We start from the raw sequence: 21542 nt of genomic DNA, 5'->3' as shown, positions 1-21542 counted from the left end.
TGTTTCATAGGCTTACTATACGCGTTTTTCTATATTCTGAGGGTGTCAGATCAAATATTTTTTTAAATACTTTTACAAAGTAATTGTTGTCAGAATATCCGACGTAGCTGCTGATCTCCTGGACCGGAAGATCTGTCTTTTTCAGGAGTCCGGCAGCTTTTTTGCAGCGCATAAGTGCGATGTACTCCGTCATGGTCCCGCCGGTTTCTTTTTTGAACACCTTAGACAGGTGAGAGATGGACATACTGGCATTTGCCGCCAGATCATCGTTTGATATATGGTCCCCCAGATGAAGATTGATGTATTCCATTACCCTCTGAATGGGGGGAGAATATTTGTCCAGAGACAGCTTGTGGTTGTGAACAGCTTTTGTCAGCTCAACGATCATATCGATCGGATAGCGCGTCTGAAGCTCTGCATTGTTTGTAGCTGATGAAAGCTGGGTGTATTTTTGGGTTATCTCATCTATTGTAATGACTGAAAGACCTGATTCTTCCGCAGCTTTTCTGGAAAGAGCTTTAAGTATTGCGAGGCCATAACCCGAGGCATAGTAGTTAAGAGTCTCTTTGGAAAAATCGGAAAGAGCCTCCGGACCGGACAATTTTTCAAATGCGGACAGGATGTTTTTGGTATCCCCGTTTCTTATCATCGAAAGGAACTGCTTTTCCTGATCATATCTCCTGTAGATTTTACTGTAATTCTTCTCGGACAGTTCTGTCTTATCATCTTCTTCAGATACATCCTGAATAAATCCCGATAGTCTTCTGTATGAATACTCACTTTCCGTAGGGGAAAAAGAGATTATGCATTTATTTACAACACTGGTGATCTGCTCGGTATACACAATGGGAAATGCTGTGTAATACAGCTTAAACGCCAATGATTTGGATGAGGATTCATCGTTTTTTGCAAGTACGGTTTCTGTCTTAAGCTCTGAATATTTCTCTTTTACATAAGGTCCGATTATATAAATCCTGTTATCAAACGTAAAAAAGGACAAGCAGATACCGAGTTGGTCTATGAGCTCATAGATCATGCTTCCTTTGGATGAGGCCAGAAGATAGCGCAGAGCATCGCCTGTAAACATGGGCTGCATCTTTATGCTGAAGCAGTATTCCTTTTCAAAGGCGTAAAGAGAGCTGTCCATGTCTGTTGCATCCGTGACATCCACAGAGAGCAGGTTTTTTAAAAGAGCTGAAAAAAGAGTGTGGTCCATATTTATTCCTCAAAACAATAAAATAATGCTAATTAGGATATAATAATTCTAACATATTACAAAACTAAATGATACTATGACCATAACAGGAAAGCTTTCAAAGATTATCATGCAACTGAAAGGGGTTAATAATGGGTAAAGACAAATCTCTGATAAGAGAAGAAAATGGGGTAACTTATAAAAGAGCTAAAACCTGGCATATTGCGCTTGCGATGATGACAGGTGCAGGGCAGATGGCATTTTATCTGCTGATGAATGGTGCAACATATATTGGAAATTCCAACTTTGGAATACTTGTTGCAGTTACAGGACTTATTATCACAGGATCAAGGCTTTTGGATGGAATTACAGACCCGGTAATAGCTTTTTTCCTGGAAAGATTTAATTCAAGGTTTGGAAAAGTAAGATTCTCAATCATGTTTGGATGGCTTCTTATGGTCATTGCTACGACGCTGATGTGCAATATAGGGGCAAAGCTGTCACTTACGGGCGCAGCAGGAATAGCATTCTTTGTTCTCTGTTATGTGATCTATATCATTGGTTATACATTCGTAAGTATAGCCGGCCAGATCAACATGAACATTCTGACCAACGATCCTAAGCAGCGTCCTACAATCGGTGTCTGGAGTACAGCATATTCATATCTGGTTCCGATGATCATGAGCGTTGTGGCATCGGCTGTGATTCTCCCAAGATTTAATAACATTCAGGGAACAGAATACTTCGCAACTTACAATGTAGTGGTAATACTTGTTTCACTCTTTTTCTACATTCTGGCATGCATAGGAATTGCTCCATATGACATTCCCGAGAATTTCGAAGGAATCAAAAAGGATGGCGAAACCGATGAAAAGCCAAGCTTTAAGGATATGCTGGCTCTGATCAAAGAAAACAAAGAGCTTCAGAGATTCATCATGGCTGCAACATCCGATAAGCTGGCTCAGACAATAGGCTCTGCAGCGGTAGTAGCCACGATGCTTAACGGAATCATGCTTGGATCAATGGCTATTTCATCAATTCTTTCTGCTGTGGCAATGCTTCCATCCATTATTTTCGCGATCATAGGTGCGAAGATTGCCGGCAAACAGGGTAGCCGAAAGGTCATGATCGACTGGACCAAGAATTGTATCGGACTGAATATCGCATTTGCAGTATATCTTTTATTCACACCTACAACTCTTGTGGGAACAGTATTCGGTGGCAACTTATCAACCGGAGCAGTTCTCATGGCAATCACTTATGTACTCTTTACATTTGGAAATAACGCAATGAAGATGGTTGTTTCTGTATCAACAAGCGCGTTCAGAATGGATGTTGTTGACTATGAGATGGATCGCTCAGGAAAATACATGCCTGCGACAGTATCCGCTACTTACAGCTTTATTGACAAAATAGTTTCATCCTTTGGTGCAACTATCGCAACACTCATGATCGGGCTTATAGGATATACAACTACAGCGCCTCAGCAGGGTGATCCGCTTACCTTCGGCGTCAGAGTTATGACCGTAATACTTCTTATCGGATTCCCTATAGTGGGATGGATCTGCACACTTCTGGCAATGAAGAATTCTGAGCTCACATACGAGAAGATGGAAGAGATCCAGAAGAGTATCGGCGAGAAGAAAAAGGCTGCAATGGGTCAGTAAAAAACTGGAGAGGTGAAACATGCGAACAACAATTCTTTGGAATGATAACTGGATATTTGAAAAAGAGGGAAAGAGCAAAAGCATAACTCTTCCTCATACCTGGAATGCTGTTGATGGACAGACGGGGCCTGAGCAGTATTACAGAGGAACCTGCCTTTATAAAAAGACATTTGAAAGACCGGTAATGGAAGAGGGACAGCGGGTGTTTGTGGAATTTCGAGGCGCTAACTCCTCTGCAAAAGTTGTTTTAAACGGCCGTGAGGTAGCGAGCCATGATGGCGGATATTCCTGCTTTAGGACGGACATTACAGAGGCACTTTCAGATTTAAATGAGATGGTAGTTTCTGTTTCCAACGAGCCCAATACAAGGGTGTATCCACAGAAAGCGGATTTCACTTTCTATGGTGGCATTTACAGGGATGTTTATCTTGTGGTTGTGGATGAAAAGCACTTTGACATGGACTATTATGGTGGAAAAGGACTGTACGTCACACCAAGACTAAACGGAAATGATGCTGAAATTGAAATAAAGGCATACACATGCGGCGGAGAGCGCGTAAGAATATCAATTGACGGTGTAACAGAGCAGGAGTTTGAGGTGGTTCCGGCAGAGGATGCATCCTGTGGATATGTTGCCTGCGGTAAGATCACGATAAAAGAGCCACATTTATGGAACGGTCTCAAGGATCCGTTCTTGTACAACATAACAGCAACTCTTTTGGATGGAACAAAAGAGTGTGACAGAATCTATGACAGGTTTGGAGTAAGGCAGTTTCATGTTGATCCTCATAAAGGATTTTTCCTCAATGGAGAAAGCTATCCGCTTCGAGGCGTTTCACGACATCAGGACAGGGCAGGAGTTGGCAATGCACTGACAAAAGAAATGCACAAGGAGGACATTGATCTCATCCTCTCCATGGGTGCCAATTCCATAAGGCTTGCACATTATCAGCATGATCAGTACTTCTATGATCTTTGTGATGAAAAGGGAATAGTAGTATGGGCTGAGATTCCATATATCACTGTACATATGGACAGTGGAAGAGAGAACACCATATCCCAGATGAAAGAGCTGATAAGCCAGAATTACAATCATGCATCGATAATGTGCTGGGCACTTTCAAATGAAATCTCTTTGCAGGGTGTTACTGAAGATCTTTTGGAGAACCACAGGATATTAAATGATATTGTCCACGAGATGGATCCTATCAGATATTCTGCCATGGCAAATCTGTTCCTTCTTGAGACAGACTCGCCTCTTGTAACACTGCCTGATATTCGCGGCTACAACCTCTACTATGGCTGGTATGTAGGCGAGATGGAGGACAATGACAAGTGGTTTGACGATTTCCATAATCAGCATCCCGATGTGGCAATAGGACTTACGGAGTATGGCGCAGATTCAGTAATTACGCTTCAGTCTCCAATACCTGAAAAAGGCGATTATACAGAGAGTTATCAGGCTGTTTATCACGAGCATATGCTTGAAATGTTCAGCACCCGTCCATATATCTGGGGAACATATCTTTGGAATATGTTTGAATTTGCTGCAGCAGGACGAGATGAGGCAGGAGATCCGGGCAAAAACCACAAGGGTGTCATCACCTTTGACAGAAAGCAGAAGAAAGACGCCTATTACATTTATAAAGCATGGTGGTCAGATGAGCCTTTCATCCATCTTTGCGGAAAAAGATATCACGACCGCATCGAGGATAACACAGAGATTAAGGTATATTCAAACCAAAAGTCCGTAACTCTCTTTGTTGACGGCGTAGAGGTAGGAAACGCAAGTGGAGAACATATCTTTAAGTTTAATGTTCCCATAAGCGGAGTTCATACCATAAAGGCTGTGAGCGGAGAACTTTCGGATGAGATGGAGATAACAAAGGTTTCCGAGCCCAATCCGACATATTTTGCACCGGATAAAAAGGTCAGGAACTGGTTTGACAAGAAAGATGAGCCTGAGGAAAAAGAGGGATATCTCTCCCTTTCAAGTACAATGGCAGAGATTCAGGCCATACCTGAAGGAAAAGCAATTCTCGACAGGATGATGGCAGCAATGACATCAAGAACAGCAGGCGGAATGGGAGAAGGCGTAGAGATTTCAGAAGCAATGCAGCAGATGATTGCCCGACAGCCCCTTAAGAAGCTCCTGCAACAGAGCGGAATGGATATAGAATCTGACGAGATTAAGGCACTTTCAAATGCCCTTATGAATATTAAAAAGCAGTAAAGAACACAAGAGGTGTTAGATGGAAGCGGCTAAGATTTTTGAAAAAGCAAAGTGGATATCACCTGAAACCGTGACAGAACCTGATAAGAGAAAGGGAGCAGGCTATTTAAGGACCACATTCTCTTATAAAGAGGGGAAAGTTAGCATATATGCTACGGCCCATGGCTTGTATGAAATATTGATAAATGGCCAGAAAATTACGGATGCACGACTGACACCGGGATGTGATGAGTATGATAAAAGGCTTCAGTATCAGGAGTATGAGATCACTGAAGTGCTAAAGCCCGGTGAAAACGAGATATTTATAACGCTTGGTGATGGCTGGTACAGAGGATGCAACGGAATTGACGGCGTGAGAAACCTCTACGGCGAGGATATTTCATTTCTGTGCGCAGTGATAGGCGATGGAGACATGGAGAATCCGATACTTGTCACGGATTGCAGCTGGGATGCCTGTGAAAACGGGCCCATTAAGCTTACGGACCTTGAACTGGGAGAAACTTGTGATGCCGGTGCGGGCTTTGGTGAGTGGCATAAGGCCGGGGAGATGTCTTTTGACAAAAGAAATCTGACAGCCCAGAAGGCGCCATTTATCACTGAGCATGAGGTGTTTGAAGGAAGGCTCATCACTACTCCGAGCGGAGAGAGCGTATTTGATTTCGGACAGAACCTTGCAGGTTATACGTCTTTTGTTGTAGAAAACGCCAAAGGCGGTGAGAAGATCTGCCTCGTCCACGGTGAAACCTTGGATGAAAACGGAAACTTCACGATTAGTAATTTCCAGCCCGGAGACAGGAACAAATCAGGCGGAATAAAACAGGAAATAAACTATATCTGCAAGCCGGGCAGGAATGAGTTTAAGCCTCATTTTTCGATGTTTGGATTCAGATATGCAAAGATAACGGGTGAAATTTTGCCGTCTGACATCCAAATAAAGAGCATTGCTGTTTATTCGGACATGAAGGAAACAGCGAGGTTTGAATGTGGCGTGGATGAAGTAAACAAGCTCTTTAAAAACAGTGTATGGTCTATGAAGTCAAACTTCTGTGACATTCCTACTGATTGTCCCACAAGGGAAAGAGCAGGCTGGACAGGCGATGCAGCGGTCTTTGTGAGGACCGGTGCGTACCTGATGGACTGCAGGGGAGTTTACGAGAAATGGCTTGCGAACGTGAGGATAGGGCAGCATTCAGATGGCAAGATGGCGTATATCTGTCCCAAGAACTCAAAACCGGGCAAGATAGCAGAGATGTTCTCGGCGTCTGTTGGCTGGGGCGATGCGGCGGTTCTTGTGCCCTGGAATCTGTACAGAATATATGGCGATGAGCAGATACTTAGAGACAACTATGAAATGATGAAGAAGTGGGTGGATTTCCTCGGAAGAAGGGCCGGAAAAAGCAAGCTCAAGAACCGCTTTGGAAAGAACCCTTACAGAAAATACATCATCGACACCGGAATGGACTACGGTGAGTGGTGTGAGCCCGGAACAGATGTTATGAAGACCATGATGGCTGCATTCAAGGATGGCCAGCCTGAAGTGGCAACAGCTTACTATGCATATTCATCGGGGATTCTCGCTAAAATATCAGAGTTCCTTGGAAATGGCGCCGATGCGGATAAGTACAAAGAAATCTCGGAAAAGGCGACTGAGGCATACAGATATCTGGTTCTGAAAGACGGGCGTATAAGATCTGACAGGCAGTGCGAATACGTAAGGCCTCTTGCGTTTTGTCTTTTACCTGAAAAAGAGGCAGTGGAAGCTGCTAAGGACTTAAATGAGCTGGTAGTGAAAAATGACTATCATCTTAATACAGGCTTCCTTTCAACGCCTTTCCTGTGCAGCGTGCTTGCAGATTACGGTTATGTGGATACTGCATACAGACTGTTGTTGCAAAAAAGCTATCCTTCGTGGCTCTATGCGGTGGAGAAAGGTGCTACCACTATCTGGGAGACGTGGGATGGTATCAGGGAAGACGACACTGTACATGATTCACTGAATCACTATTCCTACGGAGCTGTTTCTGGATGGCTTTTGTCAGGTGTCTTGGGAATCAGATACGATTTTGACAAAGTCATGATAAAGCCTCTGCCGGATGAAAGACTTAAGTTTGCAAAGGGCTACTATGATTCGCCGAAAGGCCGCATAGTTTCTGAATGGAAATATATTGAGAACTCGAATTCTTTTGCCTACCGTTTTGAAATTCCTGAAGGAATGGAAGCAGAGTTAGAGCTCCCCGATGGGGAAAAGAGAATTCTGACAAGCGGAAGTTATGAGATTTAAATTATGGAGGATAGGAAAATGAACAAGTTCGAGAACGGATTTATGCTGGGCGCTTCTACTGCAGCCCACCAGGTTGAAGGAAACAATACAAATTCAGATTACTGGGTAATGGAGAATATGGAGTATTCACAGTTTGTTGAGCCTTCACTGGATGCTGTGGATCACTATAACAGATACGAAGAAGACATCAAGATGCTTGCGGATGCAGGCCTTAACACTTACAGATTCTCTGTTGAATGGGCACGTATTGAGCCTGAGCAGGGCAAGTTTGATGAAAAGGAGATCGAGCATTACAGGAAGATGATCAAATGCTGCAGGGACAATGGTGTTGAGCCGGTTATTACCCTCATGCATTTCACATCACCTGTGTGGCTTATAAAAATTGGAGGCTGGGACAATGAGCAGGTTGTAGAGCTTTTTGCCAACTATGCAAGGTTCGTCACAGAGCAGCTTGGAAGCGAGATAAAGTATATCTGCACCATAAATGAGGCCAACATGAGACTTCAGATAGGCGCTCTCATGGAGAGATTTAAGAAGCAGATGATGGCGAAAATGGCAAATGCAGCCAAAAGCAGTGGTGACTCCATGGAGGGACAGGTTCAGGTTGGACTTAATCTCTCTGACCCGATGGAGAAAATGAAGCTGGCAGCAATGGAGAATGCCAAAGTATTCGGAGATCCTCAACCGCATACATTTGTTTCTGCAACAGATGCAAATGGCGATATGATAGTTATAAAGGCGCATCAGGCAGCAAAAGAGGCAATCAAAGCTATAAATCCTGATATTAAGGTTGGCATCACACTTTCTCTGCATGACTGCCAGTATATTGAAGGTGGCAAGGAGCGTGCGGATAGCGACTGGAACGAGGAGTTCAGTCATTACATTCCTTACATCAAGGATGATGATTTCTTCGGTCTTCAGAACTATACCAGAACAACTTACGGCCCTGATGGAATAGTGCCTGTTCCGGAGGGAACACCCATGACACAGATGGATTACGAAGTATACCCTGAAGCCCTTGAGCATGTAATAAGACGTGTACATGGAGAGATGCCCGAAATTGCAATCCTTGTAACAGAAAACGGAATTGCAACCTCAGACGATGAGCAGAGGATACAGTTTATCGACAAGGCACTGGAGGGCGTACAGAACTGTATAGATGATGGAATTCCTGTTATCGGATACTGTCACTGGTCCCTTATCGATAATTTCGAGTGGCAGAAAGGATATGCGCTGACATTTGGTCTTTGCGGAGTTGACAGGACAACACAGATCAGGACACCAAAGAAGAGTTTGAAGCATCTTGGAGGCTATTTAAAATAATGAGCGACAGAATACTGACGGGTGTGCAACAGATAATGATCGGAAGCAGGTGCAACAGCCATGAGAGTGCATTTAGCACACTAAAAGCAATTAAAGATGCCGGATATGACGGCATTGAGCTAAATGAGTTTATGATAAAACCAACTCCCTTTATTGTGAGGCTGCTTACTAAATTTGCCGGCATGCCCACGGGAAGTGGAGGGAAACTTAACTGGAAGGAGCTGATCGCTGAAAGTGGGCTGAAGGTTATAAGTCTGCACAGCTATCTGAACAGCATTGAAGAAAACCCTGAGGTTGTTGCTAAAGAAGCCATGAGCTTTGGAACAGATACCGTTGTTATAACCGGTATGTACAGGTTTGATTACGGGAATGCTTCTGAGGTAAAAAAACTTGCTGAGAGGCTTAATAAGGCGGGAGAAGCTCTTTTACCCTATGGAGTAAAACTTCTTTATCATAATCACAATGTCGAGTTACAGAAGGTCTCAGAAGAAAAAACTGCATTGGACTTTATCGCCCTGAACACCGACCCCGGGTATGTTAACTTCGAACTTGATACCTACTGGCTTGCAGACGGAGGAGCAGATGTTACTGCTCTGGTAAAAAAGCTGTCAGACAGAATGGTAATGTGGCATATAAATGACAGAGGCTGCAGAAAACAAGGACCGTTCATTACGCCTATTCTCAAGGAAGATGCGGCCGAACTAGGAACAGGGAATATGGCCCTTGGCAGTATTTTGGAGACTGTACAGGAGGCTGCCAAAGTAAAGGCAATTGTATTGGAAACTCATAAAAACTGGATTGACAATGATCCGATAAAAAGTTTGACTCTTAGCGCGCAGTGGTTTAAGAAAAACAAATTGATTTCCTCATGATTTTACAGCGTGATATGGAAATCACACGTCGGTAAGATTACGCCTCATGTTTGCCGCCATACATTTTGTAGCAACATGTCGTTAGGGTAATCGGGTAAACAACAATAATAAAAATGTCGGTTGACTGTATAGTTGATCGACATTTTTTATTGATAATACGCAATGCGTATAAAGGCATTGGATGAACGGGGTGACTTGATTACGGAAATGTAGATCTTGAGATTGTGTATGAAGCGCTTAAATACGATATCCCGGAGCTTATGGAGCAATTAAAAGACAACTAGATAAAACGTTGTTTACAGGAAGGCTAATCCAAATTGATTTAGGATTGGCCTTTTCATTTCTCTGAATATCTCAGAATCACCAACCACGCCTGACTACTTTTTGACTACTTTTGATGTCCATGATTTTCCCAGATATTCGTAGATATTACGCAAACTGTGATATGATAGTTCTGTCACCGTGATATATGAACACAATTTTTATCCTGCAACGGTGCGCATTACAGGGAATAACTCAGAATTTCAAGGAGCCAAAATCAATGATAAGAATATTATTCGTCTGCCACGGCAGGATTTGAAACGCCCTAAAGAAATGACGGAAATAAGCCATTTGTGAGCAGAGCGGTATCTGATTTACACCTTGTTTACATCTTTTGATTTGGGAAGGGACACACCTCTGAAAGAGAGAACCAAAGATATGATAAAAATACTGTTTGTCTGCTGGGGCAAAAGATTTCAGTAGAATGTTAAACCCTTAAAATAGGGGATTTTAATGGCTTTTTAAACGGATTTACACCCTGTTTAAACCTTTTGAAGGTGAACTACCCGATGAATGATGAGAGCACTCTGTGTGATGCAGGGTGCTTTTTTCTTTGGATTGAACGCTAAATATATCGGTAGAAACTCCGGTTTGGATATAAAACCGTTGGATTAAAAGAGAAATCCAAGGAGTGAATTATTAGTTTGGGGATTTAGGAAACACAACCTGATGTTTGTATGGAAAATATAATATTTGCAGTTGGCGTTGTTAAATTGGGAATGTAGTTCTTTATTCTGTAAAATGTCGGTTTATATGTTGGTATAGTGTCGGTTTAAATGCAAAACGATATTGTTCTGTCCCAAATATATTGACTTCTGTCCCAAGTTCAATTATAATAATGCTGAAATATAAGAGCATCCGTCAGAGAGGAATAAAACTATGAAAAAGCAAAGTATTATGAATTTGGTTAGATATCATGTAGAAAAGAATGAGGAAGCTTTTATCTCTGAGGTTGCTGAGATAGCAAGAGAGTTTGATCAGAGTGGTGATTCAGCTATGGCAAACTATCTCATGGAATTAGTATCTAATGCAAATTATTATGTGCCGCAAAGATCATACAAAAACCTGCGCTATTTATCAAAAGTTGATTATGCAAATACACCGTTATTGTTACCTGAGATTATCGAGGAAGACATCTTGGGAATTACTAGGGCAATCAGCGAAAAAGCTGATTTAACTAAATTTTTGTTTTATGGGGCTCCGGGAACAGGTAAGACTGAATCTGCATATCAAATTGCACGTATTCTAGGAAGAGATCTTTTGCGTGTCGATTTTGAGCAACTTATAGATAGCCGACTTGGAGAGACTGCCAAGAATGTATCTTTACTATTTGACGAAATAAACCATTTGGCATTCGGAAAAATAATCGTCTTAATGGATGAAATTGATGCATTGGTGCTGGACCGGGTTAACGCCAATGACTTGCGAGAAATGGGGAGAGTTACTTCTACATTCATAAAGGAATTGGATAGGTTAAATGAAAACACTGTCGTAATAGCAACTACTAATCTGTTTAATATCTTTGATAAAGCTATAGTCAGAAGATTTGATGCCACAGTATCGTTTGATAGATACTCTAAAGAAGACTTGATTGAAATAGCTGATTCACTTCTTTCCTCAACCTTGAAGAAAAACGCTAATTCAAGGCAAGACATGCGTCTATTTAATAAGATTCTTAATAATCTTAATAATATTCCTTACCCGGGGGATTTGAAGCAGATTATTAAGACCTCTGTAGCATTTTCAAGTGAGGCTAATGAGTACGATTATCTGAGAAAGATTTATTTTGCATTAAACGATAATAGAGAAATAGATATACAAAGACTTAGTGATGAGGGGTTTACAACAAGGGAAATTGAGATTTTATCACGTATTCCAAAGAGTAGCGTGTCACGGAAACTGAAGGAGAACTAAGATGAATCCATTACTTCAGGTAAAACTGAGATTTACAGGAGAAAAAAATAATCAAAAGCCTGGTGCAAGAAATCTACGTGCCAAAGCAGAAACTTCAATAGAGAAGATAGATGAGTTGATTGATAGTTTAAGAGCAGTTCTTAGGTTTTATAAAGATAATCCACGTATTACTGACAAAATGATGATTGATGTTTGGTATAACGACATTATTGCGAAATCTAATCGAGTAAGAGAATTGTTGAAACCAAGTAGACAAACAACTAATGATACTGTGGTTGGCGCACGATTTTCGGATGCACCTGAGGGGGAAGAAAACCATATTATTACTCATTATGTAGATGAAAAAACTATCAATAAAACGATAGAAGAATTACAGGTGGCAAGGGGATTTCTGCAAAAAAGATTAGGCGGGAAGGCTACGCCTACGAACTTTGCAGAACCTAACAGCAATATTGATTATGAAGGATTTTCACTTGGAAAAGGGAAACTTCGGGATTTGATCATTGATTGTTCGGTTGTGGAAAAGTTCGATGTTCCTCGTGTTACGGAAGTTCCTGACAGAGATACATTTTTGATCACGTTTTATAAGTCCGAGCTATCTTTATCGCTTTTGCTTGAAAAGCTAAGAGTTGATGATGCTCAATTGCCTTACACAGCATACGGAGATGATACTATTTCTGTCACAAGAAACTTGTTTGAAATCATAAATGACAAGATTCCATACATGATTTCTATGATCTCGACAGATCTTTCATCAATTACTTTAGAGGATATATCTCCGAAAAAGAGAGAAGAGTACGATATCCCCACTCCTCAAAATGAGCCTGTCATTGGAGTTATTGATACTTTCTTTGATGAAAGTGTGTATTTTGGAAGCTGGGTTGATAATAACGATTATATAAGTGATTTGGAAAAATATCAGAACGATTTAGATCTTAGAGATCATGGAACTGAGGTTACTTCAATTATTGTTGACGGTCCCAGAATGAACCCTTGGCTTGACGATGGATGCGGAAGATTTAGAGTTCGCCACTTTGGGGTTTGTTCCAGCAGAATTTCAACGATACGATTGGTTAAAAAAATCAAGGATATCGTGAATGAAAATCCGGATATACATGTATGGAATCTTTCGTTAGGAACAGATGATGAGGTGTCAAGAAACTTTGTATCATTCGATGCGGCGGCTTTAGATGAAATACAAGCAAAAAAGAATGTAATCTTTGTAGTTTCCGGAACAAATGACAATCGTGAAACTCAAGAGGGAATCTTAAGAGTGGGTTCGCCTGCGGACTCGTTGAATTCACTTGTAGTAAACTCTGTCAGGAGAGACGGACAACCGGCAAGCTATTCCAGAAAGGGAAATATTCTTTCATTTTATAATAAGCCGGATGTTTCTTACTATGGCGGAGATTACGATGACAGAATTACAGCATATACATCCTATGGAACTGAAGGGGTATATGGCACATCATTTGCTGCTCCCTGGATTAGTAGGAAAATGTGTTACCTGATAGATGTAATGGGAATGCCAAAGGAGGTTGCCAAGGCATTAATAATTGATTCAGCGGCGGCATGGGATTACAAAACAATGGCTACAAGAAGCAAGTCCATTCTAGGATATGGTGTGGTTCCTGTGGATATCCGGAAAATCGTGGAAACAGAAAGCGACGAAATTCGATTTGTTGTTTATGGCACTTCGGATTCATACCGCACTGCTAACTATGCAATTCCAGTGCCGAAGGATGATGATAATAAGTATCCTTATGTTGCCAGAGCAACATTGTGCTATTTTCCAGAATGCTCAAGAACACAAGGTGTTGATTATACAGACAGGGAGTTATCTTTGAAATTCGGAAGAATTGTGGATGATAAAGGAAAAATCAGTGATATCAATGATAATGTCCAGGATGATGCGGATACTAGGATGGATGAAAGACAGTCAAGAAAAGAATTCCGCAAATGGGACAATACAAAGTTTATCTCTCGAATAGTTAAGAACAGTAACAAACCTGTGAAATCATATGATGATCGTTTGTGGGGCCTTTCTGTAACATCAAAGGAAAGACTTAGTACGCAAATGAGGGGGCCATTGAATTTTGGTGTTGTTGTTACTTTAAAAGAAGTAAATGGTATTAACCGGATAGAGGATTTTATTAAAGCATGTACACTGCGCGGCTGGATTGTAAATAGGATAGATGTTCAAAACCAGTTGGATATTTATGCGTCCAGTCAGGAAGAGATACACTTTGAGTAGTATGCGAATCACTTTGCATGAACTGATAAAATGGCATTGTATTAAATAATCAGGAGGGAGTTATGAATAATTATCGAGTATCAGTCGGTATTGAACCGACTGATACATATGAAAAGGCAAAAAATGATTTGGTACAAGCATTAAAATCGATACAATCGCTTACACCTGCTCAACAAAAACTGTTGGCAGAGGAACTGTTTGGTGCCGCAAAGGTGGCGAGTATCTGTAGATTGCTTAGCTATTATTATAATAAGATGTAAAAGAGTATTAGCGGTACAGTATTATGAAAAATGACACAAGGTATAGTATGCATACTGGTATAAATTTATAATAGGTGTCTGATAGTTGAAAAAACAGGGTTATTAAAAAAGGAAGATAAAGATAGAGGAGCATTATTTAAGGTGGATATGGAAGAAATAATCAATAATCTTTTATTAGGCATTATTAGCGGAATAATATCTGGTATTTTAGTATCGAGAATCTTTCTTATTCAAGCAGAATATCAAAATCAAATAGATGGTTTTGAAAATATAATCAAAGCTTTATCTAGTGCAAGAATGTCAATGGAAATGTGTCGAGCTGTACTTGAACTAAAGTACGATACTAGTTCGAAAGCCCAAAAAGAAGCTAAGGATAAAAAGTATAATAACATAGAACAATATTATGTAAATCATGCTGAGGAAGATTGGATTTCGGCTTCTGATGTTATGAACGTTATTACAGGACATATGGATGATTATATTGAGCGAATAAGAAATATAAACGTCGTTTTAGATATCAAGGAAAATGAACTAAAAGGATTATATAATAGAGCAATTTCGGTACTTTCCAAGGTTGAAAAACCTAAAGATATAGATTTTGCTAAAATAAAAGATAATATAAGTATGATCAAGCAGATAGAGTCTGATTACGAGGAATATAAAAAGCGTATTGGTTCTAAATTGTTCAAGATGATATTAGAAGATAAAGTAATGCTACTGATTTTGGCTGTGTTTGTAATTGTAATAATCACATGTGTAGTAATCAACATACTGTGAGAATCAAAATAACTTGAACGAAAACTAAGAATCGATGAGGATATAAGATGAGCCTGTATGTTGTGAATAGATGATATTAGGATTTTTCACGAAGAAATATTAGTATTAGAGAGTCCAGTATCCTGAAAAAGGGTACTGGAAAAAATACATCTCAAACAAGTCATACAGATGTCTTGTTAGCTTTGATAAGATAATCAGGAAAGGTGAGCATATGAAGATTGACAGGTTGATCGGAATATTATCGATACTATTGCAAAAAGAGATGATAACGGCACCTGAGCTAGCGGAGCATTTTGAAGTGTCCCGAAGAACGATAGGCAGGGATATAGAAGCTCTTTGCAAAGCGGGAATACCAATCCACACGATGCAGGGAAACGGAGGCGGGATTTCCATTATGAACGGATACCGCATGGACAGGACTCTTTTGACATCCCGTGATATGCAAATGATCTTGGCCGGGCTTCGGAGTCTGGATAGTGTGAGCGGAAGCAGATATTATGGTCAATTGATGGAAAAGATACAGGTCGGATCGTCAGAACTTATCAGTGGCCGAGATTCTATTTTGATCGATCTGTCCTCCTGGTATAAGACTTCGCTTGCACCCAAGATAGCTACTATACAGGATGCGATTGAAAACAGACATATTCTAGAATTTAACTATTATGCCCCGTCAGGAGAGAGTAAGCGCTCTATAGAACCATATTATGTTGTTTTTAAATGGAGCAGCTGGTATGTGTATGGATGGTGTCTGAAACGCAAGGATTATCGGCTGTTTAAGCTAAATCGAATGGACAAGGTAAGGAAAACAGAACAGGGATTTGCATGCAGAAATGCGCCTGTTCCTGACCTTACTTCCGAAGCGGTATTTCCAAGAAATATAATTCTCAAGGCTTTATTTGAACCTGACGTGAAATGGAGGTTGATTGAGGAATTCGGACCGGATTGCTATAAAGTTCAGGAAGACGGAAGACTTCTTTTGATTCGGGACTATAGCAATATGAATGATCTTACCATATGGATGCTTACCTTTGGTGATAAGGTGGAAGTAATTGAACCACTAGAACTAAGAAAAAATCTGAGAACTATGGCTGAATCAATGCTCAAAAAGTATGGAGAAAAGAAAGTGGGAGACTATGAAACGTGAAGTACGAATGGATCGATGAATACTTACTGAAAATGCCGGGCGTTACCCAAAATCTCCAGAAAGATTGGAACTGGATACGTTATCAGATCGGTGGAAAGATGTTCGCAGCAATATGCCTGGATGATAATGACAAGCCTTATTACATAACTTTTAAATTGGAGCCACTGGAAGGGGACTTTTGGCGCAAGCAGTACGAGCATAATTCCCGGCTATTACATGAATAAGACACATTGGAACTCCGTAAAAGCGGATGGAAACGTGCCGGATGAAGTTTTAATGAATCTACTTGAAAAGGCATATAGGATTGTGCTTGAGAGCCTCAGTAAGAAAAAGCAGAAGGAGATATTGGGAGATGAGTGATCTTAATGAAATGATCAGTTGCTGTGGTTCAGACTGTAGTGCCTGTTATTGTTACGGAGAAATGTGTAAGGGTTGTCATGCGGTATGCGGAAAGGTGTTTCATGCACCGGAAGGTAAGGAGTGTCCAATCTTCTATTGCTGCAGGATTCAGAATGGCTTTCATTCCTGTGGAGAGTGTGGCAATTTACCGTGCGATCTGATATTGGGAACAAATGACCCCCGTATGTCGGAGGAAGAGTTAATGAAGAATGTAGATGAGAGAGTAAAACGACTCAGGAGGTAAGGACTATGGCATTTGACTTTAAGAAAGAGTATAAAGAATTTTACATGCCTAAAGGTAAGCCTGCAATCATCACGGTTCCTAAGATGAACTATATTGCGGTTCGCGGTAAAGGTGATCCAAATGATGAAAATGGTGAATACAAAGCAGCAATTGGATTGCTGTATGGGATTGCTTTTACTATAAAGATGAGCAAAAAAGGCAATCATCAGATAGAGGGATACTTTGATTATGTGGTTCCGCCGTTGGAAGGCTTTTGGTGGATGGAAGGTAAAGATGGCATTGACTATGCGCGCAAGGAAGATTTCCGATGGATATCAGTGATACGCCTTCCGGATTTTGTGAGCGAATATGATTTCAATTGGGCAGTAAATGAGGCGACAAAAAAGAAAAAACTGGATTTTTCTAAGGTTGAATTCCTGACTATTGAAGAGGGGTTATGTGTTCAGTGTATGCATATAGGTTCTTACGATGATGAACCTGCTACGGCGGATGCTATGCATGAGTTTATGGAAGAACATGGGTATGAGCTTGATATTACTGATAAGCGTCTGCATCATGAGATATATCTTAGTGATGCAAGAAAAGTTGCTCCGGAAAAACTGAAAACGGTAATTCGTCACCCCATCAGAAGAAAGGATACTTGACAAACACGAACGCATATTCTATATTACTGGTGTGTTTACTGCACCTAAAATTCGGTAAACACGATTTTGAATAATAATAAGCAAAAGCTCAGACTCCTTGTAGTTTGGGCTTTTTTTGATGCCCGAAATTGTCCACAGAGAATGATCGTTTCTTTCAAAATAGTAAAATGCCGGGAAGAGGTGGACAAAACGTGACCAATTATATGGGTAATAATTCACAAAAATGGTTGTGCAGATATAACAAAAAGAAAGGCGGTGATGATGTTATGAGGAAAACATAGCAACCACGAGTATGTGGATAACTTACTCTCGTGTGTCCAAATCATACCATAGTAGTCTTAAAAGGACACGCGGGAAGTATGAAAATCAGACTTCAGGAAATGTCTTTTGGAAACGTAAAGAAATGTCAAAAAGACAAAGTAATAAGACTGAGAGAAACAAAACTGACTTAAGTAATACTAATCGTATCCTATCTGTAGTATGTCAAAACTACACTACGGTTGATTGGATGAGATAAGGATAGGAGGTGATCACCTTGAGAGGATCATAGAAAAGAATATCGGTAACTATTAACGCAGGCATCCTTATGGATGTCTTTTTTATTTCATGAAGGAGAGAAAGAACAAATGTATAAACAAGAGTATTTTCCAAGTAACAGACAGATTCATATCAAGCTTTCTGATGAAGAATTGGAAATGATCCGGGACAGGATGGAGCAAATGGGATTCAAGAATATGAGTGCCTATATCAGAAAAATGGCAATCGATGGGTATTGTATTCATATTGATTTTACTGAAATCCATGAGCTTGCAAAGATGATGTGTGTTGATAGCAGGAACATCAACCAGATTGCAAAGGCAGCAAATACTTATGGCTGGGTTGATGAAAAAACCATTGCTGATATGAAGGTTGAGCATGAGAAAGTGCTGGAAACGGTAAAAGAGTATTTTGACAAATTACTTGAAATCATGTAGTTCCGGAAAAGTGTTTTTAGCCTGCTTGCAGGCGTAGCTTGACGATGAAAATCGGCAATCAGGGGGATTGGGGGGCGCAGAACCGGAGTGGAACGGAGACGCTCCCCAACAAGCAAAATCGCATCAGGTGTACACCGATGCACTGCTTGCCAGTTTATAAACAACATAATTTTCTATATGAAAAAAGAAAGGAATAAAGAAAAATGACTATGACAGAATATGAAGAATTAATGAATGACACGAGATTGTTTTACAGGCTTCCGAAGAGGCTCTTCGATGATACTGCGTTTGCAGATTTGTCGGTTGACGCAAAAGTGCTGTATATGATTTTGCTTGATCGCAGATGTCTCTCGGAGATCAATGGAAGTGATTGGAGAGATGATCACGGGTGCGTGTTCATTTATTTCACCGTTGAAGAGATGATGAGCCTTTTGAACTGTGGGAACAAGAAGGTTAATGAACTTTTGAAAGAATTGGAGAAATGTAATCTTGTTCAGAGAAAGCACCTAGGTCTCGGAAAGCCAAACAGAATATATGTGTATGATCTGCTTGCACCGCATAATCCGAACTGGAGACCCGGAGCAAAAACTGATGAGGAAGGAGATAAGAAATATGCCTAATTCTAATCTTGATCGTAGCAACTCTAACGGAATAACTGTAATAAATGAATTCACAGCAAAACCTGCAAAGGTACCGGCTATGGTTCCACTTGCATATGGAATCCTTTGTGAGCTTAAGAAAACGGTAAAAGAAGCTGAAACTGTAAAAGAGGAAAAGGATAGCCCCTCAGTATCCATAGCGGACAAGTATTCTCTATCGATACAGGAAGCTGCTGAGTATTACGGGATTGGAGAAAAAAGACTTAGAAGTATTATATCAGAGCACTATAATGAGCCGTTCATTCTTGAAATAGGATCGCATCAGCGCATTAAGCGAAGACTCTTCGAAGAGTTTCTTGATCAGGCAACGGCGGTATGAATAAACACATGAAATAATGAAAACAGAACAAAAATTACGTGGCAGGCGAATAGTCCGATTGATATAATGTCAATATCGGGTAGTTCGCCTTTTTATTTTGACAAGGAGGACTACTAATATGAGTGAAAAAAGAAAGGATAACAGAGGAAGAGTTTTACACAACGGAGAGATCCAGCGTAAGGACGGAAGGTATCAGTTCAAGTATATAGATGCCAACGGAAAAGAAAAATTCGTTTACAGCTGGAGGCTTGACCACAATGATGCTACGCCACAGGGAAAAGTCAGAACTTTATCCCTAAGAGAAATGGAACGTCAGATTCAGGCTGATCTGTTTGACAACATCGTTTCAAATGGTGGCAATATGACCGTACTGGAACTTGTGGAGAAATACATTTCTACGAAGACCGGTGTGAGGCCTACAACGAAGGCGGGGTATAAAACGGTGATCAATTTCCTGAGTAAGGATCCCTTTGGCAGAAAGCGCATTGATACAGTGCGTCTCTCAGATGCAAAATGCTGGCTTATCAAGCTTCAGGCAGATGGAAAGAGTTATAGCTCAATTCATTCTTTAAGAGGCGTCTTAAGACCGGCTTTTAAGATGGCTGTGGATGATGATTTAATCCGCAAGAGCCCGTTTGATTTCGAATTGGCATCCGTGATAGTAAATGACAGCCATACAAGGCTTTCGATAACCAGGGACGAAGAGAGAAAATTCCTTAAGTTTGTAAAAGAGGATCCTCATTTTTGCAAATACTATGAAGGAATTTATATTCTTTTCCATACGGGGCTTCGCATCTCGGAGTTTTGCGGACTGACTCTTGGGGATATCGATTTTGATAATCACAAGATCAATGTGGACCATCAGCTTCAGAAGCGTGCGCATATCGGATACTACATCGAGAGCACAAAGACTACTTGCGGAACCAGAGTGTTGCCTATGACAGAAGATGTTGAGGTTTGCTTTAGGAAGATCATCTCTGAACGCAACGCACCCAAGGTTGAGCCGATAGTAGACGGGTATACCGGATTTCTGTACTACGACAAGGATGGAAGCATTTCATACTCGCTTCACTGGGACCATTACTTTAAGCATATAGTGGACAAGTATAATTCCATCTACAAGCTTCAGATGCCCGAGATTACACCTCATGTGTGTCGTCATACCTACTGTTCCAACATGGCAAAGTCCGGGATGAATCCAAAAACGCTTCAGTATCTCATGGGACATGCAGATATCGGAACCACGCTTAATGTCTATACTCACGTGAATTTTGAGGATGCAAAAGCAGAGATCGAGAAGCTGAATGCTGTGTGAAAATCTTAAGGTGTAAACGAAAAATAATTACACCTTACTTTACACCTTTTGCCGGTGTAAATATGCCAAAATATGCATATATTATGCCGGCAAATGAAAAATGAAAAAGGTGTCTAAGCCCTGATAAAACAAGGAAAACCGATATGATAAAGATACTATTCGTCTGCCACGGCAATATTTGCCGTTCGACAATGGCTGAATTCATTATGAAAGATATAGTCAACAAACAGGGGCTGGCAGAGGCCTTCCATATTGAGTCATCTGCAACACATACTGATGAGATATGGAATGGCGAGGGAAGTCCGGTGTATCCGCCTGCGAGAGCGAAGCTAAGAGAGCATGGGATAGGCACGGATGACAATGAACTTGGAGTAAGTGAGAAACGTGCAAGACTCACTTCCAGGAAGGATTACGACAAGTTCGACTTTATAATTGGAATGGACAACGCTAACATCAGGAATCTGAATGGAATATTTGGCGGAGATCCGGATAAAAAGATATTCAAGATGCTGGAGTTTGCTGACAGAGATGGGGATGTAGCTGATCCGTGGTACACAGGGAACTTTGATGCTACCTGGAGAGATTGTAGTGATGGATGCCACGGGCTGTTCAGACAGATCATGATGGATCCTCGTTTCGCTGGTGACCTTGGTGATGGAGGTTTCTCGGATTCAGATGATGAAGGTTACTATAGCGACGGGCTCAAATATGACGACTTCCCTCGAGGATAATGATCATAGATATTGA

General features: G+C 40.8%; 17 protein-coding genes and 1 pseudogene. 17 read left to right on the top strand and 1 reads right to left on the bottom strand.

What is annotated here, in order from left to right; all coding sequences use genetic code 11:
* Nucleotides 1-4 precede the first annotated feature (4 nt).
* The gene (locus IJI01_RS08980; protein WP_292189006.1) at nucleotides 5-1216 is read right to left on the bottom strand and encodes an AraC family transcriptional regulator; all 1212 of its coding nucleotides are present in this window, start codon (nucleotides 1214-1216) and stop codon (nucleotides 5-7) included.
* 131 nt (nucleotides 1217-1347) lie between these two features.
* Between IJI01_RS08980 and IJI01_RS08975 the strand changes: the two genes are divergently transcribed.
* The 17 genes and pseudogenes from IJI01_RS08975 (at nucleotide 1348) to IJI01_RS08895 (ending at nucleotide 21526) form a co-directional block, all read left to right on the top strand.
* Nucleotides 1348-2862, top strand: coding sequence for an MFS transporter (locus tag IJI01_RS08975; RefSeq protein ID WP_292189003.1), 1515 nt, complete (start codon nucleotides 1348-1350; stop codon nucleotides 2860-2862).
* 19 nt (nucleotides 2863-2881) lie between these two features.
* Nucleotides 2882-5095 (top strand): glycoside hydrolase family 2 protein, encoded by a 2214-nt coding sequence (locus IJI01_RS08970; protein ID WP_292189000.1) that lies wholly within the window; start codon nucleotides 2882-2884, stop codon nucleotides 5093-5095.
* Between the two features lie 70 nt (nucleotides 5096-5165).
* Nucleotides 5166-7376 (top strand): alpha-L-rhamnosidase, encoded by a 2211-nt coding sequence (locus IJI01_RS08965; RefSeq protein ID WP_292188997.1) that lies wholly within the window; start codon nucleotides 5166-5168, stop codon nucleotides 7374-7376.
* Between the two features lie 18 nt (nucleotides 7377-7394).
* A complete protein-coding gene (locus IJI01_RS08960) occupies nucleotides 7395-8699 on the top strand; it encodes a glycoside hydrolase family 1 protein (protein WP_292188995.1) in 1305 nt (434 codons plus the stop codon).
* Entirely contained in the window at nucleotides 8699-9571 is an 873-nt protein-coding gene (locus IJI01_RS08955) for a sugar phosphate isomerase/epimerase family protein (RefSeq protein ID WP_292188992.1), read from the top strand. The genes IJI01_RS08960 and IJI01_RS08955 overlap by 1 nt, the downstream gene beginning before the upstream one ends.
* A gap of 1200 nt (nucleotides 9572-10771) precedes the next feature.
* Nucleotides 10772-11806 (top strand): ATP-binding protein, encoded by a 1035-nt coding sequence (locus tag IJI01_RS08950; RefSeq protein ID WP_292188989.1) that lies wholly within the window; start codon nucleotides 10772-10774, stop codon nucleotides 11804-11806.
* 1 nt (nucleotide 11807) lies between these two features.
* Nucleotides 11808-14060, top strand: coding sequence for a S8 family peptidase (locus IJI01_RS08945; RefSeq protein WP_292188985.1), 2253 nt, complete (start codon nucleotides 11808-11810; stop codon nucleotides 14058-14060).
* A gap of 62 nt (nucleotides 14061-14122) precedes the next feature.
* Nucleotides 14123-14320 carry a hypothetical protein gene (locus IJI01_RS08940; protein ID WP_292188982.1) on the top strand — a complete coding sequence of 66 codons (198 nt, stop codon included), beginning with the start codon at nucleotides 14123-14125 and terminating at the stop codon, nucleotides 14318-14320.
* Between the two features lie 141 nt (nucleotides 14321-14461).
* The gene (locus tag IJI01_RS08935) at nucleotides 14462-15097 is read left to right on the top strand and encodes a hypothetical protein (protein WP_292188979.1); all 636 of its coding nucleotides are present in this window, start codon (nucleotides 14462-14464) and stop codon (nucleotides 15095-15097) included.
* Nucleotides 15098-15308: 211 nt separating this feature from the next.
* Complete coding sequence (locus tag IJI01_RS08930; protein ID WP_292188976.1) at nucleotides 15309-16241, top strand: helix-turn-helix transcriptional regulator; 933 nt, start codon at nucleotides 15309-15311, stop codon at nucleotides 16239-16241.
* Nucleotides 16242-16273: 32 nt separating this feature from the next.
* Nucleotides 16274-16601: pseudogene (locus IJI01_RS14925) on the top strand (MmcQ/YjbR family DNA-binding protein).
* Nucleotides 16602-16889: 288 nt separating this feature from the next.
* Nucleotides 16890-17528 (top strand): GyrI-like domain-containing protein, encoded by a 639-nt coding sequence (locus IJI01_RS08920; protein WP_292188973.1) that lies wholly within the window; start codon nucleotides 16890-16892, stop codon nucleotides 17526-17528.
* A 626-nt stretch (nucleotides 17529-18154) separates the two neighbouring features.
* Nucleotides 18155-18502 (top strand): plasmid mobilization protein, encoded by a 348-nt coding sequence (locus IJI01_RS08915; protein ID WP_292188970.1) that lies wholly within the window; start codon nucleotides 18155-18157, stop codon nucleotides 18500-18502.
* A gap of 209 nt (nucleotides 18503-18711) precedes the next feature.
* Nucleotides 18712-19122 (top strand): replication initiator protein A, encoded by a 411-nt coding sequence (locus IJI01_RS08910; RefSeq protein ID WP_292188966.1) that lies wholly within the window; start codon nucleotides 18712-18714, stop codon nucleotides 19120-19122.
* Entirely contained in the window at nucleotides 19115-19480 is a 366-nt protein-coding gene (locus tag IJI01_RS08905; protein WP_292188963.1) for an excisionase, read from the top strand. Before IJI01_RS08910 ends, IJI01_RS08905 begins: the two co-directional genes overlap by 8 nt.
* Before the next feature lie 118 nt (nucleotides 19481-19598).
* The gene (locus tag IJI01_RS08900) at nucleotides 19599-20795 is read left to right on the top strand and encodes a site-specific integrase (protein WP_292188960.1); all 1197 of its coding nucleotides are present in this window, start codon (nucleotides 19599-19601) and stop codon (nucleotides 20793-20795) included.
* Between the two features lie 143 nt (nucleotides 20796-20938).
* Nucleotides 20939-21526: a low molecular weight protein-tyrosine-phosphatase gene (locus IJI01_RS08895; RefSeq protein ID WP_330623109.1), complete on the top strand. Its 588-nt coding sequence runs from the start codon at nucleotides 20939-20941 to the stop codon at nucleotides 21524-21526.
* Nucleotides 21527-21542: the final 16 nt, after the last annotated feature.

Origin of the sequence: Butyrivibrio sp. (assembly GCF_017433805.1) — a bacterium.
In the GTDB taxonomy this organism is placed as follows: Bacteria; Bacillota; Clostridia; order Lachnospirales; family Lachnospiraceae; genus Butyrivibrio.
The sequence above is the reverse complement of the archived record's forward strand: the minus strand, read 5'-3'. Positions and strand labels throughout refer to the sequence as shown.